At 37.4% G+C, this 26,453-nt stretch carries 15 protein-coding genes and 8 pseudogenes; 14 read left to right on the top strand and 9 right to left on the bottom strand.

The genetic code is table 11. The annotated features are described in order from the left end of the window. The first annotated feature begins 102 nt into the window (after nt 1-102). From purM to OWR28_RS03505, 6 genes and pseudogenes are all read left to right on the top strand, one after another. Nucleotides 103-1,095, top strand: a complete 993-nt coding sequence (gene purM, locus OWR28_RS03530; protein WP_332385518.1) for a phosphoribosylformylglycinamidine cyclo-ligase — start codon at nt 103-105, stop codon at nt 1,093-1,095. A gap of 75 nt (nt 1,096-1,170) precedes the next feature. Beyond that, complete coding sequence (purN, locus tag OWR28_RS03525; RefSeq protein WP_332385517.1) at nt 1,171-1,734, top strand: phosphoribosylglycinamide formyltransferase; 564 nt, start codon at nt 1,171-1,173, stop codon at nt 1,732-1,734. 177 nt (nt 1,735-1,911) lie between these two features. After that, nucleotides 1,912-3,426, top strand: a pseudogene (gene purH / locus OWR28_RS03520) (bifunctional phosphoribosylaminoimidazolecarboxamide formyltransferase/IMP cyclohydrolase). An 89-nt stretch (nt 3,427-3,515) separates the two neighbouring features. Continuing rightward, nucleotides 3,516-4,753: pseudogene (gene purD, locus OWR28_RS03515) on the top strand (phosphoribosylamine--glycine ligase). A 160-nt stretch (nt 4,754-4,913) separates the two neighbouring features. Further along, nucleotides 4,914-6,443 carry a glutamine-hydrolyzing GMP synthase gene (gene guaA, locus OWR28_RS03510; protein WP_332385516.1) on the top strand — a complete coding sequence of 510 codons (1,530 nt, stop codon included), beginning with the start codon at nt 4,914-4,916 and terminating at the stop codon, nt 6,441-6,443. A gap of 350 nt (nt 6,444-6,793) precedes the next feature. After that, nucleotides 6,794-8,295, top strand: a pseudogene (locus tag OWR28_RS03505) (carbon-nitrogen hydrolase family protein). Between the two features lie 57 nt (nt 8,296-8,352). Here OWR28_RS03505 and OWR28_RS03500 read toward each other — a convergent pair. Beyond that, nucleotides 8,353-8,526 carry a hypothetical protein gene (locus tag OWR28_RS03500; RefSeq protein ID WP_002980409.1) on the bottom strand — a complete coding sequence of 58 codons (174 nt, stop codon included), beginning with the start codon at nt 8,524-8,526 and terminating at the stop codon, nt 8,353-8,355. Between the two features lie 209 nt (nt 8,527-8,735). Here OWR28_RS03500 and OWR28_RS03495 point away from each other — a divergent pair, with 209 nt between their 5' ends. The 3 genes and pseudogenes from OWR28_RS03495 (at nt 8,736) to OWR28_RS03485 (ending at nt 12,561) form a co-directional block, all read left to right on the top strand. Next, nucleotides 8,736-10,298 carry an AarF/UbiB family protein gene (locus OWR28_RS03495; RefSeq protein WP_332385515.1) on the top strand — a complete coding sequence of 521 codons (1,563 nt, stop codon included), beginning with the start codon at nt 8,736-8,738 and terminating at the stop codon, nt 10,296-10,298. A gap of 182 nt (nt 10,299-10,480) precedes the next feature. Beyond that, nucleotides 10,481-10,990: a hypothetical protein gene (locus OWR28_RS03490; protein ID WP_332385514.1), complete on the top strand. Its 510-nt coding sequence runs from the start codon at nt 10,481-10,483 to the stop codon at nt 10,988-10,990. Between the two features lie 162 nt (nt 10,991-11,152). Then, nucleotides 11,153-12,561: pseudogene (locus OWR28_RS03485) on the top strand (DEAD/DEAH box helicase). Here the strand turns inward: OWR28_RS03485 and OWR28_RS03480 are convergent. The 4 genes and pseudogenes from OWR28_RS03480 to OWR28_RS03465 all read right to left on the bottom strand — a co-directional run bounded on the left by OWR28_RS03480 (nt 12,549) and on the right by OWR28_RS03465 (nt 15,646). Next, nucleotides 12,549-13,202, bottom strand: a complete 654-nt coding sequence (locus tag OWR28_RS03480) for a GDSL-type esterase/lipase family protein (protein ID WP_332385513.1) — start codon at nt 13,200-13,202, stop codon at nt 12,549-12,551. The pseudogene OWR28_RS03485 and the gene OWR28_RS03480 sit on opposite strands and share 13 nt — an antisense overlap. 65 nt (nt 13,203-13,267) lie before the next feature. Further along, a complete protein-coding gene (locus OWR28_RS03475) occupies nt 13,268-13,729 on the bottom strand; it encodes a lipocalin-like domain-containing protein (RefSeq protein WP_332385512.1) in 462 nt (153 codons plus the stop codon). Between the two features lie 223 nt (nt 13,730-13,952). Continuing rightward, nucleotides 13,953-15,115: pseudogene (locus OWR28_RS03470) on the bottom strand (iron-containing alcohol dehydrogenase). Nucleotides 15,116-15,190: 75 nt separating this feature from the next. Next, on the bottom strand, nt 15,191-15,646 hold the full coding sequence (locus OWR28_RS03465) for a helix-turn-helix domain-containing protein (RefSeq protein WP_332385511.1): 456 nt from the start codon (nt 15,644-15,646) through the stop codon (nt 15,191-15,193). 99 nt (nt 15,647-15,745) lie between these two features. Here OWR28_RS03465 and lpdA point away from each other — a divergent pair. Next, nucleotides 15,746-17,144: pseudogene (gene lpdA / locus OWR28_RS03460) on the top strand (dihydrolipoyl dehydrogenase). Nucleotides 17,145-17,305: 161 nt separating this feature from the next. Here the strand turns inward: lpdA and OWR28_RS03455 are convergent. From OWR28_RS03455 to OWR28_RS03445, 3 genes are read right to left on the bottom strand one after another with little or no spacing between them, the layout of a single operon-like run. Then, complete coding sequence (locus OWR28_RS03455; RefSeq protein ID WP_332385510.1) at nt 17,306-17,911, bottom strand: hypothetical protein; 606 nt, start codon at nt 17,909-17,911, stop codon at nt 17,306-17,308. 36 nt (nt 17,912-17,947) lie between these two features. Continuing rightward, nucleotides 17,948-18,352 (bottom strand): hypothetical protein, encoded by a 405-nt coding sequence (locus tag OWR28_RS03450; protein ID WP_332385509.1) that lies wholly within the window; start codon nt 18,350-18,352, stop codon nt 17,948-17,950. 38 nt (nt 18,353-18,390) lie between these two features. Continuing rightward, on the bottom strand, nt 18,391-18,798 hold the full coding sequence (locus tag OWR28_RS03445) for a hypothetical protein (protein ID WP_332385508.1): 408 nt from the start codon (nt 18,796-18,798) through the stop codon (nt 18,391-18,393). Nucleotides 18,799-19,287: 489 nt separating this feature from the next. Here OWR28_RS03445 and OWR28_RS03440 point away from each other — a divergent pair. Then, nucleotides 19,288-21,821, top strand: a pseudogene (locus tag OWR28_RS03440) (phosphoenolpyruvate carboxylase). Between the two features lie 193 nt (nt 21,822-22,014). Here OWR28_RS03440 and OWR28_RS03435 read toward each other — a convergent pair. Beyond that, nucleotides 22,015-23,616: a S8/S53 family peptidase gene (locus OWR28_RS03435; RefSeq protein WP_332385507.1), complete on the bottom strand. Its 1,602-nt coding sequence runs from the start codon at nt 23,614-23,616 to the stop codon at nt 22,015-22,017. An 88-nt stretch (nt 23,617-23,704) separates the two neighbouring features. On the opposite strand from OWR28_RS03435, the pseudogene OWR28_RS03430 reads away from it, so the two are divergent. The 3 genes and pseudogenes from OWR28_RS03430 to galE all read left to right on the top strand — a co-directional run bounded on the left by OWR28_RS03430 (nt 23,705) and on the right by galE (nt 26,327). Continuing rightward, nucleotides 23,705-24,828, top strand: a pseudogene (locus tag OWR28_RS03430) (DegT/DnrJ/EryC1/StrS family aminotransferase). An 8-nt stretch (nt 24,829-24,836) separates the two neighbouring features. Further along, the gene (locus OWR28_RS03425) at nt 24,837-25,295 is read left to right on the top strand and encodes a hypothetical protein (RefSeq protein ID WP_332385506.1); all 459 of its coding nucleotides are present in this window, start codon (nt 24,837-24,839) and stop codon (nt 25,293-25,295) included. 9 nt (nt 25,296-25,304) lie between these two features. Then, nucleotides 25,305-26,327, top strand: coding sequence for a UDP-glucose 4-epimerase GalE (galE, locus tag OWR28_RS03420; protein WP_332385505.1), 1,023 nt, complete (start codon nt 25,305-25,307; stop codon nt 26,325-26,327). Nucleotides 26,328-26,453 lie beyond the last annotated feature (126 nt).

Below are 26,453 nucleotides of genomic sequence, written 5' to 3'. Positions count from 1 at the left end.
ATTGAAATATTAAAAGATAAGAAGACACAAGATGTCAGATACAAGATAAGTATCATCTGAAATCTGAGATCTGAGATCTGAAATCTAAAAATCTAAGCAGACATGAGCAACACTTACAAATCAGCAGGAGTAGACAAAGAAGAAGGATACAAAACGGTTGACAAGATCAAAAAAGCGGTCGGTGAAACCCACAATTCCAATGTACTGAACCACTTGGGAAGTTTTGGTGCTTTCTATGAAATCGGCGGATACAAAAACCCGGTTCTTGTATCAGGAACAGATGGAGTAGGAACCAAGCTGAAAGTAGCTTTAGATACCCAAAAATATGATTCTATCGGTGTAGATTGTTTTGCAATGTGTGCCAACGATATTCTTTGCCATGGTGCTAAACCATTATTCTTCTTAGATTATCTGGCTTGCGGAAAGCTTGATTCAGAAATCGTTGCAGAAATTGTTCTGGGAATGGTGGAAGCCTGTAAGGATAATAACTGTGCACTGATCGGTGGAGAAACGGCTGAAATGCCGGGAATGTACCAGCCCGGAGATTATGATGTGGCAGGGTTCTGTGTAGGAATTGTAGAAAAAGATCAGATTATTGATGGTTCTACCATTAAGGCAGGTAATAAAATCATTGCACTACCAAGCTCAGGATTCCACTCAAACGGATTCTCTTTAGTAAGAAAAGTATTCCCGAACTTTGAAGAAGAGTTTGAAGGAAAACCATTATATGAAACCCTTTTAGTTCCTACAAGACTATATTATAAAGATATTCATAAAGTATTGGAAGAAGTGAAAGTAAGCGGAATTGCTCACATTACAGGAGGCGGTCTTTATGAAAACGTTCCAAGAATTATTCCTGAAGGTCTTTGTGCATCTATCGACGGTTCAAAAATCAGAATTCCTAGTGTAATGCTTGAGCTTGAAAAAAGAGGTGGAGTAACGCGTGAGGAAATGTACGGAACATTCAATATGGGAGTTGGGATGATCGTTGTAGTAGACGCTGAACACGCTGAAAAAGTATTACACCTTTTAGATGATGCTTACGAAATAGGAGAAATCACTGAAGGAGCAGAGAAAATCAATTTGAAATTTTAAATGACAACAGATTTCAGATCTTAGATACCAGACGGTAAATCTGTAATCTTTAATCTGACATCTAACATCTGAATAATGAAGAACATCGTTGTACTCGTATCCGGTTCAGGAACCAACCTGCAGAGAATCCTTGATACTATTGACTCAGGAGAAATCCAGAATGCAAAAGTAACTCTGGTGGTAGCTGACAGAGAATGTTTCGGATTGGAAAGAGCAAAGAATCACAATATAGAAAACATACTCATCCCAAGAGGAAAGAATTTCAGCAGCGAATTGGCAAAAGTAATCCCGCAAAACACGGATCTGATCGTATTGGCAGGATTTTTATCCATTCTGAAGCCTGAATTCTGTGAAAACTGGAATGGTAAAATAATCAATATTCACCCTGCTTTGCTTCCGAAATTCGGAGGAAAAGGAATGTGGGGAATGAACGTTCACAATGCAGTCATTGAAGCCAAAGAAGTAGAGAGTGGGGCGACTGTACATTTTGTAACGCCAGGGATTGATGAAGGAGAAGCTATTCTTCAGAAATCTTTTCAAGTAACAGCAGATGATACTCCTGAAACACTGGCTCAGAAAGTTCATCAGATTGAATATGAAATTTTCCCGATAGCGATTAATAAGGTTCTGGGAAACTAATAAATATAACAATGTACCAGTGTACCAATTTTACCAATGTTGAAGGTATTGTTACATTGCTAGACTGATACATTGCTACATTATCAAAAATCTAAGTAAAAAATAAAAGTAAGTCCGGAGGTGAAAGACCCGGACACAGTTTGAAATAACTGTAAAAAGTAAAAAATTGAAAGTAAAATGAGTAAAAAGAGAGTTTTAATCAGTGTTTCTGACAAAAGTGGATTAATAGAATTCGCGCAGTTTTTGGAAGCTCAGAATTATGAGTTGATCTCCACAGGAGGAACGTTCAAACATTTGAAAGACGCTGGTTTAAATCCTATTCAGATTGATGAGGTAACCAATTTCCCTGAAATGTTGGATGGTAGAGTGAAAACTTTACACCCAAAAGTTCACGGTGGACTGTTAGCCGTTCGTAACAACGAAGAGCACATGAAAACCGTTCAGGAGCACGGAATTGGTCTGATTGACATGGTAATCGTAAACCTTTACCCTTTCTTCGAGAATGTAAACAAAGACATTTCTTTACATGAGAAAGTAGAGTTTATCGACATCGGCGGCCCGTCAATGCTTCGTTCTGCCGCTAAAAACTTTGATTCTGTAACAGTAATCACTGATGTTGAGGATTATGCAGCAGTGAAAATTGAAATGGAGCAAAACGGAGATACTTACATTGAAACCCGTAAAAAACTTGCAGGAAAGGTATTCAATCTTACTTCTGCATATGATGCAGCGATTTCAAGAATGCTTTTAGATGAAGAATATCCTACATACTTAAATGCTTCTTACAAAAAAGCTGCTGACTTAAGATACGGGGAAAATCCTCACCAGACAGCAGCTTACTACGTTTCTACTTTCGAGAACGGGGCGATGAAAGACTTCGAACAGCTGGGGGTAAAGAACTTTCTTTCAACAACCTTCGTGATATGGACCTTTGCTGGAAGGTAGTAAACGAATTCAAAGAAGAAATGGCTTGCTGTGCTGTAAAACATTCTACTCCGTGTGGGGTGGCGATCGGGACTTCAGCATTGGAAACATACCAGAAAACATTCGAATGTGATCCGGTTTCCATCTTTGGCGGAATTGTTGCAATGAACTATAAAATTGATGCAGCAACAGCTGAAGAGCTGAACAAAACATTCCTTGAGATTGTGATGGCTCCTGAATTCGATGAAGAAGCTCTTGAAATTTTAAGAAAAAAGAAAAACCTGAGAATCATCAGAATTGTAAACCCTGTTTCTGATAAGCAGACATGGGTGAAGGTAGACGGTGGTATTCTGGTACAGGATAATGATACCCACTTCTCTGACGATATTAAAGTAGTTACTGAAGTACAGCCCACAGAAGAGCAGAAAAAGCATTACTTTTCTCACAGAGAGTAGTAAAATATGTGAAGTCAAATGCAATCGTAGTTTCCAACGGAATTCAGGCATTCGGGATCGGTGGCGGACAGGTAAACAGAATCTGGGCAACACAGCAGGCTATCGAAAGAGCTAAAGAAAATTCTCCGGAGATCTTGTACTGGCTTCAGATGCATTTTTCCCTTTCCGTGATGTGGTAGATTTCTGTGCTCAGGAAGGTATCAAGGCGATTATTCAGCCAGGTGGAAGTGTAAAAGATCAGGATAGTATAGAAGCTGCCAATGAGCACAAAATCCCGATGATGTTTACGGGTGTCAGACACTTTTTCCACTAATTAAAATAGAATTAAAAAATAATCAGGGATTGTATTTTTAGCATTCAAAATTATATATTTGTAAATTAAGACTAGATAATAAATAAAGTATGAGAATATTAATCATAGGTGAAGGCGGTAGAGAATCTGCTTTAGCGGCAAAGCTTCAGAATGACCCGAGAATTTCTAAAATGTTTTTTGCCAACGGGAATGCTACTACCGATGTAATAGGGAAAATGTTCATTTATCAGAAATCAAAGAACTTAGAGATTTCGCTATTAAAGAAAAGATTGATCTTACGATCGTAGGTCCTGAGGCACCGCTTGTAGCTGGTATCAAGGACGAGTTTAAAAAGCACGATCTTAAAGTTTTCGGTCCTACCCAGAAAGTGGCAAGCCTTGAAGGAAGTAAAGCTTTCTCTAAGAAATTTATGCAGACCTATGATATCAAAACAGCTAAAGTTGTAGTATTTGATTCATATAACGAAGCGATAGAATATGTAAAGACACAGCAGTATCCTTTAGTAGTTAAAGCAAGTGGTTTAGCTGGCGGGAAAGGTGTTGTTATTTGTGATACCCTTGAAGAAGCTGAAGCTACAATTCATGATTTTATGATCAGAAGAATCTATGGAGATGCAGGTATCCGTTTAGTTATTGAAGAATATTTACAAGGTTTTGAAGCGTCTATTATTGCTTTCTCTAATGGTGAAAAGCTATTTCCGTGTGTAGCAGCAAAAGACTATAAAAAAGCAGGAAACGGAGATACAGGACCTAATACAGGAGGTATGGGGTCAGTAGCACCAAGCCCGGAATTTACTCAGGAACACTATGCAGATTTTGAGAAAAATATTTTAGAGCCTACTGTGAAAGGACTGAAAGCTGAAGGTTTCGGATTTAAAGGGATCATCTTCTTCGGATTGATGGTAACGAAAAACGGAGCTTACCTTCTTGAGTACAACATGAGATTCGGAGATCCTGAAACACAGGTATTGATGGCTCTTATGGAAAACAATCTTTTAGATGTGATCCAGGATTGTATGGATGGTAAAGACATCGAGCTTAAATTCAAGGATGAAAAAGCTGTTTGTCTGGTGATGTGCTCAGGAGGATATCCGAGAAATATCGAAACAGGCTTCGAAATCACAGGAGAAGATAAGTTGAAGCATAGTAAACTATTATATGCAGGTGCCATCAGCAAAGGTGACAAAGTGGTTTCCAATGGCGGTAGAGTACTGAACATTGTGGCTACAGGAGCGACCTACGAAGATGCCCGCAAAAAAGTGTATGAAGACGCAGCTCACGTACATTTCGATTACGGCTTCTACAGAGAAGACATCGGAAAGTTTTAATAAAAATCACGAAAAAAGATTTGGAGTCATTCCAAGTCTTTTTTTGTAAAACAGTTAATATTAGAAATAAGAGTTCAGATGTTAGATTCCAGCCTTCAGATTAAAATCTGAAATCTGATGTCTGAAATCTGATATCTTTCAAACAAATCAATTATCAAAAATGAACAACGGTATTATTATTTTAGATTTCGGATCCCAGTACAACCAGCTTATCGGAAGAAGAATCCGTGAGATGGGGGTATACTCTGAGATCTTACCTTACAATACACCATTACAAGATATTTTAGCAAAACAGCCAAAAGGAATCATCCTTTCCGGTGGACCAAGCTCTGTGAATGCAGAAAATGCCCACCTGGTTGAAAAAGAATTATATGAGCAGGGAGTTCCCGTACTGGGAATCTGCTACGGAATGCAGATGACTGCCCACCTTTTGGGAGGAAAAGTAAACAAAGGAGAAAAAGGAGAATACGGAAAAGCAAACCTTGATATCGTTAAAGAAAGTTCTCTGTTAAAAGGAGTAACTCAGAATTCTGTAGTCTGGATGAGCCACTTTGACGAAGTAGGAGAATTGCCTGCGGGTTTTGAATTAAATGCAAAATCAGGTGTTATTGCTTCAATCTCCAATGAAGACAAAAAAATCTTCTGCGTTCAGTTCCATCCGGAGGTTTCCCATACGGAAGAAGGGGCAAAGATGCTAGAAAATTTCGTTTTCAGCATCTGTAACGCAGAGAAAAACTGGAAACTGACCAACTATATTGAAAAAACAGTTGAGGAAATCCGTGAGAAAGTAGGAGACAACAAAGTAATCCTTGGACTTTCAGGAGGTGTAGACTCTTCTGTAGCGGCTGTTTTGATCCACAAAGCGATCGGTGATCAGCTGACCTGCATCTTCGTAGATACAGGATTATTGAGAAAGGATGAAGGGAAAAAAGTAATGGATCAGTATGGAGAGCATTTCCACATGAACATTAAAATGGTGGATGCCAAAGAAAGATTCCTTTCAAAACTAGCTGGAGTAAATGATCCTGAAGCCAAAAGAAAGATTATCGGAAATGAATTTATTCACGTATTTGACGAAGAATCTCACAAAATTGAAGGCGCTAAATTCTTAGCTCAGGGAACCATTTATCCTGACGTTATTGAAAGTCAGTCTGTAAACGGACCATCTGCAGTGATCAAGTCTCACCACAATGTGGGAGGACTTCCTGAAGATATGGAATTCGAATTACTGGAGCCGTTAAGAGAGCTTTTCAAAGACGAAGTAAGAAAAGTAGGTGAAGAACTGGGAATTCCTCATCACCTCGTATACAGACACCCTTTCCCGGGTCCTGGATTAGGAATCAGAGTGTTGGGAGCTGTAGATGCTGAGAAAGTAAGAATCCTTCAGGAGGCAGATGATATCTTCATCGAAGAATTATACAAAAATGACCTTTACGAAAAAGTATCCCAGGCATTTGTTGTACTTCTACCTGTAAAATCTGTAGGAGTAATGGGTGACGAAAGAACGTATGAATACACAGCTGTAGTTCGTTCTGCCAATACGATCGACTTTATGACGGCAACCTGGAGCAGACTTCCTTACGAGTTTTTGGATACCGTTTCAAGCAGAATCATCAACGAAGTAAGAGGAATCAACAGAGTTGCTTACGATATTTCAAGCAAACCGCCTGCAACCATTGAGTGGGAATAATTTTAACTTGAATTTACTATATAAATCCTGCCCGCTTTGGGTGGGATTTTTTATTTATATCGGAGATTTATTTCTAAAAATTTTAAGGCTTCTGTTCCAAGTTTTGTTTTCTGCAAACAAGAACGATGAACTCCTTCATCATTAAATAAGTAAAATTGATGATTCTTGTCCGAGGTGAAAGGAGGAAATAAAACTATATCCTGTCCTTTATCTAAAGTTTTTTTACAAACAGGGCACTCGCTTTGATTCAGAAAAATTATTGCCATTCCGAATTAATGTTTGGTTAATGTTTTGCTTGGTAATACCCTATTAAAGCAAATTTTCCCTAAATTTAAGTAAAATTACATCAAATGCAAATAGAAACAAGAAACCTGACCCTTCAGGATTATGATGAACTGGCGGAAACGATGAAAAGGGCCTATCCGCAAATGTCGGAGTCTATCTGGTCCAAAAAAAGTATTGATAAACTGACGAAAATATTTCCTAACGGACAAATTTGTATCACAGTTGACGGGAAGCTGGCCGCTGTAGCACTTTCCATTATTGTTAATTATGAAGAATTCGGGGATGATCATACCTATAGTGATATTACAGGGAATTATACCTTCAATACCCATTCTTCAACAGGAAATGTGCTGTATGGAATTGAAGTTTTCGTAGACCCTGAATTCCGTGAGCTGCGGTTGGGAAGAAGGCTTTATGACGCACGAAAAGAACTTTGCGAACAGTTGAACTTAAAATCCATTATCCTTGGCGGAAGAATTCCGAGCTATCACAAATACAGCCACGAGCTTTCTCCCAGAGAATATATACGGAAAGTGAGAGACAAGGAAATCTATGATCCGGTACTGTCTTTCCAGCTTTCCAACAACTTTTTGCCGATCAGGGTGCTGAAAAAATACCTTCCGGAAGATGAAGCCTCCAGAGAAAATGCAGTGCTTTTACAATGGAACAATATCTATTACAGCAAAAGACCGAATACCATGCAGGACAGCATTATCCGTCTTGGGTTGGTACAGTGGCAGATGAGGCATTTTAAGGATATAGATGCCTTTTATGAGCAGGTAGAATTCTTCGTGAATGTGATGGGGATTACAAATCAGATTTTGTGCTGTTCCCGGAACTGTTCAACACTCCTTTGCTGGCCCCTTTCAACAATCTTTCGGAAAGAGACAGTATGATAGAGCTGGCGAAACTTACCGAACAGATCAAGAATAAAATTTCTGAGCTGGCAATCAGCTACAATGTGAATATTATTTCCGGAAGCATGCCTGTCTTTGAAAACAATGAACTGTATAATGTGAGCTACCTTCTTCACCGTGACGGACGTATGGATGAATACAGAAAAATCCATATTACCCCGAATGAAAAAGAGATATTACGGGATGAAAGGCGGAAATGAAATCAAAGTCTTTGATACCGATTGTGGTAAAATAGGGCTTGTGATCTGCTATGACGTAGAATTCCCGGAGTTACCAAGAATTTTAGCCGATCAGGGGATGAAGATCCTGTTTGTTCCTTATCTGACAGATACTCAGAATGCCTATATGAGAGTACGTCACTGTGCCGCTGCAAGAGCCATAGAAAATGAATGTTATGTTGCCATTGCCGGATGTGTAGAAATCTTCCTAAAGTAAACAATATGGATATCCAGTTCGGCCAGGCTGCCGTATTTACTCCTTCTGATTTTGCCTTCCCATCCAATGCAGTAAAAGGTGAGGCTACTCCCAATACAGAAATGACTTTAATTGTAGATGTGGATTTAAATTTATTAAAAGATCTTCACCACAACGGTTCCGTGCAGGTAATGAAAGACCGCCGTAAAGATCTCTATGAAACTTATCTTAAATAACAAAACAGAATGCAATTGCATTCTGTTTTTATTTTTACCTAAAATTTTTAAAATATATTAAACGTACTGAGGACAAACTACCGCTGGACAAATCAGTCTTGGGCATCTTGGTCTTCCATCAGTAGGACAGCATTCGTTAGAGCAGTTTGGAATAATGATACCACTAAGACCGCTTCCTGCGATTCCTTTTAATTGCTCTCTTGAAAGTTTGTTGTTACGTAAATTTTTCATGTTTTAATACTTTTAGTTTGTTAATTTGTACGTTGTAAATATATTAATTTTTATAATATATGATATGTTTTTATTGATATTGGTGTATTTTTTCTTTAAAATACTGATTATGTGTTATTATTTTTAATTTTTATCCTGCAATATTGTTATAATAATTCTTTCATAAAGGAACAGTTTTTGGAGTACATTGCAACTACTATTAATACACTATGTTTGACAAGCCGCAAAGAAAACTGAAAAGATCCGCGAGACTGATTTCCGTATTAAGTAAATATGGATTTAAAGACCTTCTGGCGAGAATGAACGGAGGAAATAAGCAGGAGGAAGCTTCGGGCAGTTCGGATGAAATCATTTCAAAAGGAACCGTTTATGAAAGAATAAGGCTGGCTCTTGAAGAGCTGGGACCTACCTTTGTGAAGCTCGGTCAGACATTCAGTAACCGGGAAGATCTGTTACCGCCTGAATTGATTCAGGAGCTGCAGAAACTTCAGGACAAAGTGGAAACGGTAAATATGGATGTTGAAGAAGCTCTGGAAAGTGAATTCAATATTTCTGTTAAGGATTATTTCCTTGAAATCCAGAAGGAGCCTTTGGCTACAGCTTCCATTGCACAGGTTTATAAGGGTGTTTTGCTAGATGGCAGTCCGGTAATATTAAAATTAAGAAAGCCCAATGTGCAGTCTGTTATTGAAGATGATCTGCTCCTGATCAAAGACATTGAAAAACTGATATCAGCCTATTCGGAAATCGGAGAAAAGCTGAATCTGAAGCAGGCCATTTCTACGTTTGAAAAATCTTTATTGGAGGAGGTTTCCCTCATCAATGAAAAAAACAATATCCAGCAGTTCAGGCTTAATTTTAAAAATAATAAAGAAACCTATGTTCCTAAAGTTTACGAAGAATTTTCCAACAACAATATTCTTTGTATGGAATTCATTGATGGAATAAAGGTTACCGATAAATCAGTTCTTCTGGCAAATGATATTGATCCTGTAAAAGTTTCTGAAGCAGGCTTAAGGTTGTTTGTCTCACAGATTCTGGACTACGGATTCTTTCATGCTGATCCCCATGCCGGAAATATTTTGGTAAAAAAGGATGGTAAAATTGTTTTTATTGATTTTGGAGCAGTAGGAAAAATTCAGCCGAATGATAAAGAAATTCTTGAAAATCTTATTGTAAGTTTTGTGGCCAAAAATTCCCATAAAATAGTCCGTTCACTCAAAAAAATGGCAATAAGCTATGAAATCCCTGACGAAAGGCGGTTTGAAAATGATGTGGAAGATATTCTGAATTTTGTTCACAGTTCGTCATTACAGGATATCAATGTTCAGGTAATCATCAACAAGATGAAGGATATTCTGAAAGACAACAGGCTCTATATGCCGGATTATTTTTATCTTTTATTTAAAGGAATCAGCCTGATAGAGGGGGTTGGCAGAAGTATTAATCCGGACCTCGATATTGTTAAAAGCCTTCATCCCTATACCAAAAAGATTTTCACCAAAAAAATCAGTCCGAAGAACCTTTTAAAAACAGGAATGGACCGGATGATGAATTTTACTGATAACGTAGATGAAATCCCGAAAGAACTCCGTTCTGTTCTTCAAAAGCTGGATGAAAATAAATTTACCGTTTCCAGCGAAATTAAAAATATTGAAAAAACCAACCAACTGATCAAATCCAGTGTGGTGAATCTGATTCTGGCGATGATCCTGGGAGCCAATATCATTGCAACGGCAATTGTTTTTCTTCGGAATCCGGCCCGAGAATAGGAGAGCTGTCATTAGTAGCAGTTTTAGGTTTTATTTTCAATTCTTTTAGTCATTATCCTTCTGCTAAGGGTAACCAGAAAATAAAAAGAAGCTGAATTTGAACCCGAAGAATGTATAAACCCTGATCCTGCACCTCGAAACCCGTAACTCGAATACCATACCCCGTATTTAAACCAAAAACAATGAAAACACTTATTATAACATCCATCACCTTATTCAGCTCACTTTGTATAGCTCAACAAGGAAATGAAGAAAAACTTCAGGGAGATTTTGACGGAAACGGAACCAGAGAATATGCCTATACAGAAGTCAGTGACTGTGGCGAGGAATGTGAAGGGAAATGTGAAACTACTATTTATTTCAGCGATAAAAATATCCCTTCTATAACGGTTACGCCTGCAAACCAGGGGAGCCTGTATAATTTAGGCGATCTTAATGGTGACGGGAAAGAAGAGATTGGATTTTATCCGAATTGGTGTACCAGCTGCTGGCATCCGTTCTATGTTTATACTTTCAGTAAAACAGGCTGGAAGCCTTTATTACCGTCTATTTCGACTCATTGTAACCAATGGGAAGAAGATAAATTTCCTATTAAAAAAGATCCTAAAAAGAAAGGCTATGTCATTGTTACTTCCAGCAAATGGATAGATGATGATATTAAAATTATCAGTGAAAGTGTTAAGGTGAATTGAGTAAAATAGCTGGATGATGGATGCTGGAGAGGAAGAAATGACTTTGAATAATCATCAGTTGTTTCACCCATAAATTCAAAAAACTTAAACATGGCAGCTGATAATCTTCCTGCTTCGGCCTCCTGCTTCCATACTAAAAAATTAAATACCTATCTTTGCAAAATGGAAAAACTCACTTTTGCAGATTTTGACCTGCCGGTTAAAATTCTTGATGTTTTAGCGGATCTGGAATTATTTGAACCTACCCCGATTCAGGAGAAGAGCTTAAAGCCTATTCTTTCAGGAAGAGATGTAATGGGAATTGCACAGACCGGAACCGGAAAAACATTAGCTTACCTTTTACCCGTTCTGAAAACATGGAAATACAGCAAAACAGGAAATCCAACTGTTTTAGTGCTTGTTCCTACAAGAGAACTGGTAGTGCAGGTAACTGAAATTCTTGAGAAACTGACAGAAAATATTACAGCAAGAGTAATCGGAGTTTACGGTGGAAAGAATATCAATACCCAAAAACTACTGTTCAATGACGGTTGTGATATTCTGGTAGGAACACCCGGTAGAGTGATGGATCTTTCCATAGACAATGCTATTTCTCTGAAAGAAGTTCAGAAGCTGATCATTGATGAGTTTGATGAAATGCTTAACTTAGGCTTCAGACCACAGCTGACCCACATTTTTGAAATGATGAAAGAGAAGAGACAGAATATCCTTTTCTCTGCAACCATGACAGAAGCGGTAGATGAAATGCTGGATGTATATTTTGCCAATCCGGTAGAGATTTCATTGGCCAAATCAGGAACGCCGCTTGAAAAAATTGAACAGATCGGGTACAAGGTTGAAAACTTTAATACCAAAATCAATTTGCTTGAACATTTGTTGAAGAATGATGCAGATATGTCCAAGGTATTGATTTTTAACAACAATAAGAAGCATGCCGATTTGCTCTTTACCAAAATTGATGAGCTTTTCCCTGGACAGTTTGATGTGATCCATTCGAACAAATCGCAGAACTACAGATTAAAAGCGATGAAAAGGTTCGAAAATGAAGAGATCAGAGGTCTGATTACCACCGATGTAATGGCAAGGGGGCTTGATATTTCAAATATTACCCATGTTATCAATTTCGAAACACCTGATATTCCTGAGCAATATATCCACAGGATCGGTAGAACCGGTAGAGCAGATAAAGAAGGAAAGGCTTTGGTTTTTGTTACTAAAAAAGAAGAACCTTTGATTCTTGATATTGAACTGTTAATGGATAAAGAGTTGACGTTTAATGAATTCCCGGAAGGCGTTAAGATCAATCCTAACAAAATAGCTTCTGAAAAAGATGAAGTCGTGATGAAAAATCCTGCACAGGTAAAACTGAATGAAGGAGGAGGAGCATTCCACGAGAAGAAAGCCAAAAACACCAAAGAAAACTGGGGGGACCTTCCAAAAGAAAGGCGCCTAAAAAGTTTGGAGCGAACAGAGCTCAGCAGAAAGCAAAATCTAAATCAAAAGAAAGAAATAAAATAAAAAACGATTCCCATATCAGGAATCGTTTTTATTTTTCGTTTTATTTCAGATAAGGAGTAATTACCTTCGTCCAGATTTTATATCCTTCAGGCTTAAAGTGAAGCATGTCCTCCACAAAAATATCTTTTCTTACATTTCCGTTAGCATCTTCCATGGCTTTTGTAATGTCAATAAATTCAGCATTAGGTTGCTTTTTCATGAAAGCAGCGATCTTTTTGTTGGCAACTTTCATCTGCGGCCAGATCACTTCTCTGCTTGGCGAATACTTGATTGAGATATAATCTACTTCAATATCAGGAAATCTTTCACGTATTTTTTTGTAAAAAGCTTTATATCGGTCTACAACCACTTTTGCTTTCAGCTGATGATTGTCTGCAAAATCATTTTCCCCGCAGTAAATAACAATCTGCTTAGGCTGATAAGGAGCTAAAAGATCATCGGCAAAATAATTGAGGTCAGTAAGTCTGGAACCTCCAAATCCTCTGTTGATAATTGTTTTGCCGGGAAAATAATCTGCTACATCAGTCCATTTGGTAAAGAGGAGCTTCCGATGAACAGAATGGCATCTTTGGGTGGCGGATTTTGCTGGTCCTGTTTTTAAACTCCTGGATGTCCTGCCAGTACATCGGTTTTTCTCCTGAGAAAAAGCAATAGCAAAATACAGCAATAGGAATGCTGATAGAATCTTCTTCATTATATTCAGTTTTAAATTAAGATATAAAAATAATAAAAAACTCCCGATTAACGGGAGTCTATGATTTATCTTTTGTAAGTAACGTAGGTAACTTCAGGAATTTTGTCTCCATCCATATCAAAATTTCCGAATTGCTGGGCAAGCCTTAGTTCTTTGCTTGTCAGAACATCCACTCTGTAGTCAGTTGTTCCTTCATCGCCAAGCTTAATACCCAGAATTTTTGTGTCCGCATCATAAGTGTACCTTCCTTCACTTTTCTGATCCATTTGACAATCTGCACCTGTTCCCGTATATGCCGTGTAGCTTACGTAATAATCCGTTCTCAGGAAAAGCGTATTTTTGGTTGCACATCCGGTATTCGGGTAGGAAAAAAGCACTGTTTTATTATCTTTTCCAGAAATTATTTCCCTTTTTACTTCCTTCCAGTCTCCCTTCATAATCTCCATATCGTAAGCTTCCAGGTTGTCATCTTTACAAGAAATAAGTGCCAGGGCAGAAAAGGCAAATAAAAGTAGTTGTTTTTTCATTTTCACAAATTTAAGAATATGCTAAAATATAAATAAATTTGAAATATCTGTAATGAAATAATGATTTTTTAAACAAATGTTTGTAAATTAAATAATTTTATGAATACTGTGATACGAGATGCGAGTTTCGGGTTATATATTTTCAACTTGAAAATTAATATAAGCACTTTCATGCGAATCTCGAATTCAAACCCGCACATTGTACCCCGAAACCCGTATCCTTTTAATAGCTCATTTCTACAATCTTATAAGCGTCCTGTGGCGTCAGTTTTTTATACTCACCAAGACCCAGCCAGTTTCTGTCTGTAAAAGCTTTTTCAACCTTTTCGGCTGTTCCTTTAAAGTCTTCTGTATATTCAGAAAGTCTGGTTTTGATATGAAGGCTGTGGAAGAATTCCTCCAGTTTTTGATACCCAGTTCTGCTTTTTCTTCTACGGTTCCGTCTTTGATTCCCCAAACCCTTTCTGCATACTGAGCCAGTTTTCCTTTTTTATCTTCAAAATTGTAACGGTAGTGAGACGGAGCAATAATAGCCAGTGTTCTGGCGTGATCAATACCAAAATAAGCTGTCAGTTCATGACCCATTGCATGTACTGCCCAGTCGGTAATCACTCCTTTCTGGATCAGTCCGTTCAGAGCCATTGTACAGCACCACATAAAGTTTCCGGCAGCATCGTAGTTGAAGTCATCAGCCAATACTTTAGGAGCCGTTTCCTGAAGACTGATCAGGATGCTTTCTGCAATTCTTTCCTGAAGGTCAGCCGAAGAAGGAGCTGTCATATATTGTTCCAGAACGTGGGTATAGGCATCTGTAATTCCGTTGACAATCTGATTTTTTGGGATAGATCTGATCACTTCCGGGTCCAGTACAGAAAACTGCGGGAAAAGCCCGGGCCCTCCTGAAGACAGTTTTTCATTAGTTTCTCTTCTTGAGATCACATATCCGGAATTCATTTCAGAACCGGTTGCCGGAAGAGTCAAGATACTTCCGAAAGGCATTCCTTCGCCTTCAAAAGTCCTTACAGATTTTCTCAGGATATCCCATGGTTCACCATCATAATTGGCTGCTGCAGAAAGGAATTTCGTTCCGTCAATCACAGAGCCTCCACCTACTGCAAGAAGGTAAGTGATGTTTTTTTCTTTAATAAAGCTTAAGGCATTCATCAATACTTCATACTCAGGATTGGCAGGCACTCCGCCAAATTCATAGACTTTATGGTCTTTCAAAGCTGCTTTTACCTGATCGTAAACACCATTGTTTTTGATGCTTCCACCGCCATAAATCATTAATATTCTTGCGTCTCTAGGAATTTCGTTGGAAATTTTTGCGATTTCACCTTTTCCGAAAAGTATTTTTGTTGGGTTTTTAAACTCGAAATTAAGCATTGTTCTAAATTTATTTTAAGTCAAATGTACGGAATGAAAAAGGAAAAGTGAGTTAATGAAATTTTAAAATTGCTATCACTCAGTTTTATGAAAGCTATTATTTTTTTGCTTTTGAAGATCATTGTAAACTTCTGATGAAAGATAAGCTTTTGCTCTTTTTATAAAACCCTCCTTATCCTTTTTAATATCTTCCAGAAGCTTTTTACGGTCATCAGGAACAGTTAAATATTGGTCTCCCCAGAGATTAATTTCTACAATTACGGGAATAAGATCTATTCCTTTCTGAGTTAGAAAATAAAGTATTTTCAACTTACTGTCCGGATGATCTTTTTTATCAATAATGCCATTGTCCAGCAGATTCTGAAGTTTTGAGGCCAGAATATTAGTCGCTATTTTTTCGTCTGCTTTCAGGAAGTCTCCATAGGTACATTCCTTTTTCAGCATTAGATCTCTTATGATTAGGAGTGACCACTTGTCGCCCCACATTTCCAGAGAACAGCTGATGGGACAGCCGGATCTTTTTTTACTCATTTTGTTAATTTTAAAATAATACTTGCAAAATGAAAGTGTTTGTTTTAATTTTGCTTTTGTTTTGCAAGTAAATTTAATCATAAAAAAGGAATAAATCAAATGGATCACTATGACATTGCCGTAATCGGCTCAGGACCCGGAGGATATGTGGCTGCTATAAGAAGTGCGCAGCTGGGGTATAAAACAGTAATTGTAGAAAAGTATGATACATTGGGAGGAACATGTACCAATGTAGGATGTATTCCTACTAAAGCTTTACTGGACAGTACCCATCATTATGCAGAAGCACACCATACATTCAATGAACATGGCATCATGCTGGATACAATAGAACTTGATTTCTCTCAGATGTACAGGAGAAAAGCAGATGTAGTTTCAAAAAATACAGGAGGGCTCGACTTTTTAATGAATAAAAATAAAATTACCCGGTTGAAAGGAATGGCAAGTTTTGTTAATAATTCCACGATAAAAGTTGCAAACGATTCTGAAATTAAAGAAATTACGGCACAATATTATATCGTTGCGACGGGTTCAAAACCAGCAAGCATTCCCGGGGTTGAAATTGACAAACAAAGAATCATTACCTCTACGGAAGCTTTATCCCTACAGGAAAAACCGGAATCTATGGTGATTATCGGAGGAGGGGTAATAGGAGTGGAAATGGCTTCTATTTTCAACCGTATCGGGACAAAAGTTACCATTCTGGAATATGCAGATCACCTGATTGCAGCAATGGATCATGAGCTTGGCAAGAGTCTGCAGAAAATCCTGAAAAAGAGGGTGTTGATATCCGTCTCAATCAGGCGGTTTATAAAACTGAAAATACAGGTTCTGCCGCTAAAGTGTTTTTTAAAGATCAGAACGGAACAGAAGGAGCGCTGGAAGCAGATTATGTATTGGTAGCTGTGGGAAGAAGTCCGTATGTAAAAGGTCTGGGGCTTGAAAATACAGATGTGCAGCTTGATGAGAAAGGTTTTATCAGAGTAAATGAAAATAATCAGACTTCCGCATCCAGTATCTATGCAATCGGAGACGTTATTGGTGGGGCAATGCTGGCTCACAAAGCTGAAGAAGAAGGTGTTTTTGTAGCCGAAACCATAAACGGACAAAAACGCCGCATTCATTACAACCGTATTCCTTCAGTGGTTTATACGTGGCCTGAAGTGGCTTCGGCAGGATATACTGAAGAATACCTGAAAAAAACAACATCGCTTACAATGTAGGAAAATTCCCGTTTTCTGCCAGCGCAAGGGCCCGGGCCTCAATGGATATGGAAGGTTTCGCTAAAGTTTTGGTAGATCCGAAATACGGAGAAGTGCTGGGAGTTCACATCATTGGTGCCAGGGCTGCAGATCTCATTGCACAAGGTGTTATTGCCCAGGAATATGAAGTGACTGCAGAAGATATGTTTCGTATTTCCTATGCTCATCCAACCTATTCTGAAACCTTGAAGGAAGCTTATCTGATAGCCTCCGGGCAGGGAGCTGTTAATATATAATAAAAATTAAACCATTAAGGTTAATGAAGATAAGAAGGATAGTTAAGATCCATCTCTGACGGAAAAATAAGCACAGGCTATTCCCTTAATTACTTTTAACAGCTTAAAAATCTTAATGGTTTAAAATAAGATTTTCAATTTTAGTATTTTCAGAGGGTCATTTACAAAGCAGAACAGTTTTCATTTTTTGCATAAACTCCATTGCTCTTTGCCTCCAGTCTTCCGGTTTTTCTGTTGATTTTAACTAAAAAAGCCTCTTTTACAGCCGGACAGCCTTTAGACTGCATCAGGTACATGGAAATATGACGGTCTTCAATTTTATAGGCTCCGGTAAAAAGATTACTTGTATCCACTGAATAACCATAGGTTTTTGCCAGTAAAATAGCTTCAGGAAGATTATCCACAGTTCCGATAAAATTTCTTAACTGCTGTTCACTGGAAAAATAAACCGATCTTTCATTCTTACATGCAAGAATGTATGAGAAACAATTATTACCAATACATTTCTGGAAAAAACCTCTTTCAGGAACAGGCTCATTGATCGTCATGAAGTCGGGAGCCTGGCTTTCATAGATCACAGCTTTTTCATAATCCATATCATTGCTGAGCACACGCCAGTAAGCATACTCTTTATCCGGTACAATAAACGGGTAGAGATAGTCTGTCGTATCAAGAATGTCGGGAATTTTTTTATAATCATCAGGAACCTGGATCTGGCTGTAAAGCAGATTGGAGAAGATCAGGGAAAATATGATGATGGCTTTCATAAAGAATGTGTTTCCAGTGCAAATTTAGGAAGAGAATTATTCCAATACAATTTTATAATATCCTTTTTCGTCAGTTACATCAAAATTTATTCCTGTAAAAGTCAGCTTATTGATTTGATAGCCATCACAGCCTCCTTTAAATTCAGATGACTGGATTGAAAAATCAAGGTTTTTGATATTAGAATAAAATTTATAATTTTTTGTTCCGTTATAAGCGCCTACATTTTCCAGAATAACCTTGTTGTCCGATGTTTTGCTTAACTGTACATTCATATTATTTTCATCCTGAACCGAATAGGTGGTCAGTGTCCCGTTGGCAATGAGGTTTTCATTGTCAGAATTCACGAATTCAAAAATGATAGGTAATGGCGCGTTGTAACAATCCTTTTCACAGGATATAAACAGAAACGTTATCAATAAGAAAATAAAAGTTTTTTTCATAGATTATGGGATAGGGTTAACAGTAAAGTTAATCAAAATTATATTAATCCTGAATGGGTAAAACGGGCTCTAAATATCTTCAGCACCTGCGCAAGATGATAATCTGTGAAATCAAAATCATCGATATTGATTTCTATTTTTTTGTTATTGTGAAAAAAGTATAAATAGTTTATTTCAGGTTTGTAATCATGTTTAGATTCACGGCTTACTAAACGTTTAACAATAATCTTTTCAAGTTGAATTTCATTCCATAAATATCTCGTATTATTTTTTATCTGAATTCCTTTTCCATTAATGGAGATGACAATTTGTGACATTTTTTTGATTTCGGAAACTATTTTAAAAATAAAATAGCCAGTAAATCCAATAAGAATACATACTGCGAATACCACTGTTACATTGAATTTGAACTTAATACCTGAAAGTAAAAATAGTCCTAAAACCACAAATATACTATAAGTTGCAATAGCTATAATTCTACCTGAACGTGAATATTTAATGATTATCTCATCAGGAATTGAATTTTCATCATATTCAATTTTATCATTTTTATGAAGAGAATATTCTTTATGAATAAAAACTACATTGATAAATGCAGCAATAAAAAATAATAGAAAGAGGAAAAAAGTATTGTAATAAATAAATGCCTGTGAATAAAGCCAGAACTCCCAGGATCGCATAAAAAATAATTCCGAATTTCATTTTTGATTGTATTTTTGCGAATATACATTTAAAAGCCAATTGTAAGGAAAATTTATGAAAACTACTTCCCTTATAAGGATATTTGAAACCATACTGTATACAAGGTTTCATATAAATGATGATAGTTGGATTAAAAATTATCAAAGTAAAAATTAATGAAATTTCATCAAGAAAACATAATTTTTTGTCATTTATCAATTTAAATAATTTGAAAATCGCTTACATTTGTTACTATGATACACGACCAACGCGCAGAAAAATTCAGGCAGATTGTGGAAAATAAGTTCCAGATCTATAATTCATTATTTATGAGCCTGCCTTATGATAAAATGACGAATATCGGAATGCTGCTTCCGTTTCTTTATGAGGAAAGCAGAACCGGCTATGAAGCAGGAAAAACACCTGAAAATATCGTCGAAGAATTTTTTAAGAATCATACCGATCTTCAGACTGAAGAGCAGAAGCTGGAACTGCTTTTCAAGATCATTCAGTATATAGAAAGACAGGTGGTTTTGTTTGACAGTATTGAAGACGCAGCATTTCCAAACCTTCATTCTGAAAGCGACAATGGTACGGTTACCAATCTTTTTGAACGCTCTTTGCAGGATCATAAGATTGAAAAAGTAAGAGAGAAATTAAAAGATTTCAGTGTAAAAGTTGTATTTACAGCGCACCCCACCCAGTTTTATCCAAGCTCAGTACAAAGGATTATTCAGGATCTGAGAGGAGCTATTACCAGTGATTCCGTTACTCAGATTGATATGCTTTTGCAACAACTTGGAAAAACTCCTTTTGTTAACAAAGAAAAACCCACTCCGATAGACGAAGCTTTAAGTATTATTTCCTATCTGAGATATGTCTACTACGACACCATTGGTGAGCTGTTCACCAAAATCAAAAAGACTTTCGGGAACGGACATTTTCACCTACATGAAGATATTATCCAGCTTGGTTTCTGGCCTGGCGGAGACAGAGACGGGAATCCTTTTGTAACGGCAGATGTGACAAAAAGAGTAGCAGAAGAATTACGTTCAGCCATTCTGAAATCCTATTACAGTCATTTGAAATTTATCAGAAGAAGATTAAGTTTCAGAGGAGTTTCTGAAGTTCTGACCCAATTAAGTGAAGAGCTGTATGCTGCTATTTTTGATGGAAAAAACATTAAGGCAGAAGACATTTTAAAGAGAACAGCGGAAGCCGAAAAAATACTGATCAATGAGCATAATTCTTTGTTTTTAGATCTTTTGGTGAATTTCAGAGACCGTGTAATGATTTTCGGTACCCATTTTGCAACATTGGATATCCGCCAGGACAGCAGGATTCATCAGAAAGTTATTGATGAGGTTTATGCAAAAGTATACGGGAATGAAGAAGCCGATTACGAACAGAAGTTCAATCAACTTATTCAGATTCCTGAAAAGATAAATCCTGAAGATTTTGAAGACATTGTGAAAGATACTTTATTAACCGTTTCACAGGTTACAGATATTCAGCATCTGAACGGATTGAGAGGAATGAACCGCTATATTATTTCCAATTCTGATGCGGTAAAAGACGTAATGAATGTCTATGCGTTCTTCAAAGTATGCGGGTATAAAGATGAAGAGATCAATATGGATATCGTTCCGCTTTTCGAAACAATGGAAGGGCTTGCCAATGCTGAACATGTGATGAATGAGCTGTATCAGAATCCTGTCTATAAAAAGCATCTGGAAAAAAGAGGAAACCAGCAGACTATTATGCTGGGATTCTCGGATGGAACCAAAGATGGAGGATATTTAAAAGCCAACTGGGAAATTTATAAAGCCAAAGAAATACTGACAAAACTTTCGGAGCAGAATAATATCAAAGTGGTCTTTTTTGATGGCAGAGGAGGACCGCCGGCAAGAGGAGGAGGGAAAACCCATGATTTCTATGCTTCCCAGGGAAAAACTATTGCAAATAACAAAATTGAACTGACTATTCAGGGGCAAACCATAACGAGTATTTTTGGAAATAAAGAACAGGCAAAATACAACTTTGAACAGCTTCTGACCGCCGGAGTTGAAAATGATGTATTTAAAAATGCCAAAAAAGAACTCACAGAAAAAGAAAGAGCGTTAATTATAGAACTGGCAGATATCAGTTACGAAAAATATTCCGACCTGAAAGCCCATCCAATGTTTGTTCCTTACCTACAGGAAATGAGTACACTTGAATACTATGGAAAAACAAATATCGGAAGCCGCCCTTCAAAAGAGGAAATGGCAGCGAGCTGAAATTCGAAGATCTGAGAGCGATCCCGTTTGTAGGTTCCTGGTCACAGCTGAAGCAGAATGTACCTGGTTTCTTCGGCTTTGGATATGCCATGCAGAAAATGAAGGAGCAGGGAAGGTTTGAAGAAGTAAGGGAACTTTACAAAGGTTCGGATTTCTTTAAAACTTTAGTTCTGAACTCAATGATGAGTATGAACAAGTCCTATTTCCCTTTGACGTACTACATTAAAAATAATCCTAAATTCGGTGCATTCTGGAATGTTCTTTTCGATGAATATGAGCTTTCAAGAGATATTATGCTGGAATTGACCGGATTCAAAATGCTTCAGGAAGAAGACCCGCTCTCGAGAAAGTCTGTGAAGATCCGTGAAAAGATTGTACTTCCGTTGTTAAGCATTCAGCAATATGCTTTAATGAAGATTCAGAAAGGAGAAGGCAACAGAAAAGCTTATGAGAAGCTGGTAACGCGTTCACTGTTCGGAAATATTAATGCCAGTAGAAACTCTGCATAAATGATTACGAGGTTTTTGTACATATCGTACAATATGATATCAACAGGAATGGGCTTCAGCCCATTCTTTTTTATCGGCCCATCCTTCGGCTTCAGCCAAAACATAGGGTATGTAGTTTTAGAAAGAATATCTCCCGCACATTCAACAAATTAAAAACAATATCAAAATCTGTTAATCTGCGGGAGGCAAATCATTATTCCTTTAAGAATTTTTCATACAAAATATTGTCCGTTGTCTGAATCTTCAGGTAATACGTTCCTTTTGCAAAATCCTCAACTTTTATAGATTTCTGATGGTTGCTTTTTCTGATCAGTCTTCCCAGGTTATCATAAATTTCTAATGAAAGAATTTCCTGTTCTGAAGCAATATTCAGGATGCCTTTTGCCGGATTCGGGAATATGGAAAATTTTTCCTTTTTTACGATTTCTGAAGTATTGAGAACGAGATTGTATAAGCTTCCGAAATTAAGGATGCCATATCCGATCTGATCCGAATGAGCGGGATACAGGGAAGCGGTTTGTCTCAGTTTTGTTCTCATCTGTTCCCTGTTCATCGTTGGAAATGCCTGGATAAGACACGCCACACCTCCTGCGGCAATAGGAGTGGCAATGGATGTTCCGTTCACCACCAGCGTAGCATTGTCATAAACTGTTGTTGTGCCGGTTCCCTGAGTACTTCCGTCTGGTTTTACCACTCCGAGAGCGTTTGGCCCGAAAGAAGAAAAACCGGACGCATTTCCGGCAGAATCTACAGAACCGATAGAGAAGACTTTAGCATTATCAGATGGCGTCAGAAGATAATGCCATGGCTGCTGCCCCGAGTTACCGGCAGCGGCAAGAACAAAAATTCCTTTTTCTGCAGCAATACCTGCTCCACGTGCAATAAAAGAGGTGTTTCCGTCCATATTTGCGTAAGAATAATTGTAACGGCTGTCATCGAAAATATTATACCCCAGTGATGATGTAATGATTTCCACGCCTTTTCTGTCAGCTTCCTCAGCCGCTTCAATCCAATATAGTTCTTCTTCAGGAATTTCTACCGCTGCATTTTCACTGCGGTAAAGGTAAAAGTCCGCATCAGGAGCCGCCCCTACAAAAGTATTTTGCAGATATCCGCCGATAGTACCTAGAACAACAGAACCATGAGTGCTGAGAGCAGTATTATAAATATCTGTCGTTTTGGTAACAAAATCATAAGAAGCTTTGATGTGGTTGTTGGTCCATAACCTTGCGAATGCTGCACCTGTATTCACTGTGGGAAATCCGGCATCAATGACAGCTATAGAGATTCCCGTTCCGGTATAGCCGGCCAGATGAAGAGGACGTATATTGACCTGGTCAATCTGTGCGGCGCCTGAACCGTAATTAAAGTTGGTCAGTGTTTTATTGATGCTTGCATCATCCTTCCATTTTGCAGGTGCTGTTTTCAATGTACCGGCATTATTTCTGGCAAAGCTTTCAACAGAGGAAACAAAAGATTGTGCCTGCAATAAGGTTTTTTGTGCAGGAGTGGCATTTACAGCCGCTCCGTTCAGCCATTTTGAATAATCAGTAACGGTAAATCCTAAATTCTGAAGATTCTGAATGTAAGACTGTTCAATAGGAGCATCCTGATCATTCAGCGGTATTCCCAGTATGGTACGTCTGTTGAGAGATTTCTGGCTGAGTTCTGAGAGTGGATTTGCATAAAATGCAGCCTTATTCGGCTTATCCGTAAAGTAAACGAAAACGAGCTCCGTTTGTGCGGAAACAGTAAGATAACCTGCTAGGAAACAAAAGAGTAAAAGTTTTTTCATAAAATTTATTTCTATAAAGATAAAAACAAAATCAATAAAATTTTTGATCGGATATTAAATTCCTTATTTTTACAGAAATATTTATTATATGAAAAAAATTCAGATGGTTGACTTGCAAAGTCAGTATTACAAAATAAAGAATGATGTAGACAATGCAGTTTTGAATGTAATGGATTCTGCGGCATTTATCAACGGTCCTGAAGTAAAGTCTTTCCAGAATGAATTGGAGTCTTATTTAGACGTAAAACATGTGATTCCGTGTGCCAATGGTACAGATGCATTACAGATTGCCCTGATGGCTTTGGATCTGAAAGAAGGAGATGAAATTATCACGGCTGATTTTACTTTTGCTGCAACGGTAGAAGTTATTCACCTGCTTAAACTGAAATCTGTATTGGTAGATGTAGATTACGATACATTTACAATCTCCACAGAACAGATTAAAAAAGCGATTACACCAAGAACAAAAGCGATTATCCCGGTACATATTTTCGGACAGTGTGCCAATATGGAAGAAATTTTAAAAATTGCTGAAGAGCACAATTTATATGTTATTGAAGACAACGCTCAGGCAATTGGTTCAGAATATACATTCTCGGACGGAACGGTAAAACAGGCCGGAACCATGTCTACTGTAGGAACAACTTCTTTCTTCCCATCAAAAAACCTTGGATGCTACGGAGATGGAGGAGCTATTTTTACCAATAATGATGAGCTGGCTCACCGTTTAAGAGGAATTGTAAACCACGGGATGTACGAAAGATATTACCATGATGAGGTTGGGGTAAACTCACGTCTGGATAGTATTCAGGCTGCAGTTTTAAGAAAAAACTTCCTCACCTTGATTCTTACAACGAAGCAAGAAGAAGAGCTGCAGATTTTTATGATGAAGCATTTGCCGGTCACCCGGATATCCTGACCCCGAAAAGAGCTGAAAACTCTACCCATGTATTCCATCAGTATACTTTAAGAATCCTGAACGGAAAACGGAATGAACTTCAGAAGTTTCTGGCGGAAAAAGAAATCCCTGCAATGATTTATTATCCTGTAGCACTGAGAAAACAAAAAGCATACTTCCAGGAAAGTAATCCTGCAGATTTTGTAAATACCGATAAGCTTTTGGATCAGGTAATTTCTTTACCAATGCATACAGAATTAGACGAAGAACAGCTGAAGTATATTACGGATGCAGTGCTTGAGTTTATGGGATAAAAGTAAGTATGAAGGAATTTTTTTTAAAGGGGAGAAAATATAAATTCTTTTTAGGGTTTCACCTTTTTATTGTAGGGCTTTATTCAATCTATGTAATAAACACATTGAATTCTTACAATTCCTCATCTTACTCAACATATTATAAAGAGAGTATCTATGAAAATATTACAAAATACTCTTTTTATATTATCATCAATTTAATTTCAGGAGCGATCATTTATTTTAAGATAAAACGGGCAAAAGCTATTCTCAATTTTTTTGCAGCAGTGATCTTTATTTTGGTTTGTTATGCTGAATATACCCTGATTAAAACTTATGTTAATAACTCATATTATAATTTTGTAATTACTTTTAATACAGGAGTTATAGGTTTTATTGTTTTTTATATCTTTTATCTTAATAAAAATAATGAGAAAGAAGAGATAGGAATCAATGAAATAGAAAATATAGGAAAAAAAGAAGATTAAAAAATAAAAATGGCAATACTTGTTACCGGAGGCCTTGGATATATTGGTTCTCATACTGTAGTAGAACTTATCAATAACGGCTTTGAAGTGGTTATTGTTGATGATTTATCCAATACGGAGAGGTTTATTTTAAATAATATTGAGGAAATTACAGGAGTGAAGCCTGCTTTTTATCCTTTTGACCTGAGAAGAAAAGAACTGCTTACTCAGGTTTTTGATGCCCATCATATTGACGGATGTATCAATTTTGCGGCTTCCAAAGCAGTAGGAGAGAGCCAGGTAAAACCTGTGGATTATTATGAGAATAATTTGTTCTCTTTAATTAATATTCTTCAGGAATTTAAGGAAAGAAAAATCTCTAATTTTATTTTCAGTTCATCATGTACGGTATACGGACAGGCAGATGTAATGCCGATAGATGAAAACACTCCGTTAAAAACACCGGAAAGTGTATATGGGAAAACAAAACAGATGGGAGAGGAGATCCTGACTGATTTTGCAAAAGCTTATGGCAGTAAAATATCACTATTAAGGTATTTTAATCCTATTGGCGCACATCCATCTGCCAGACTTGGCGAATTGCCGATCGGAATTCCCAATAACCTGGTGCCTTACGTGATGCAGACTGCGTCAGGAATAAGAGAGAAACTGAACATCTGGGGAGATGATTATCCTACAGAAGACGGAACTCCTATCCGTGATTATATTTATGTTGTTGACCTGGCTAAAGCGCATGTTGCAGCATTGAAAAAACTGATAGAAAACTCTTCGGCAGAAACGGTAATTGATATTTATAATCTGGGGACAGGAAGAGGATCATCTGTGCTGGAAGTGGTAAAAGCATTTGAAAAGGCTAATAATGTGGAAGTGCCCTATCAGATCTGCGCCAGAAGAGAGGGAGATATTACGATAGCATATGCCAATCCTGAAAAAGCTGAAAGAGAACTCAACTGGAAATCTGAAACGTCTCTTGAGGATGCTTTAAAAACAGTATGGGAGTGGCAGAAATATCTGAACAGCAGAAATTCATAAACTTAAGTATTGCTATATTTACGTTTGGAAAGAATAATTAAATAATAAAACAAATTACAAAAACACCTTCTCTGGATCACTTGTGTTTTATTCTTTTAAAAGAACACTTATTTCAGCGGAGTTTTA

It is taken from the genome of Chryseobacterium sp. 1B4 (genome assembly GCF_036631475.1).
Lineage (GTDB): Bacteria > Bacteroidota > Bacteroidia > Flavobacteriales > Weeksellaceae > Chryseobacterium.
This window is presented reverse-complemented; position numbering and strand designations above follow the sequence as displayed.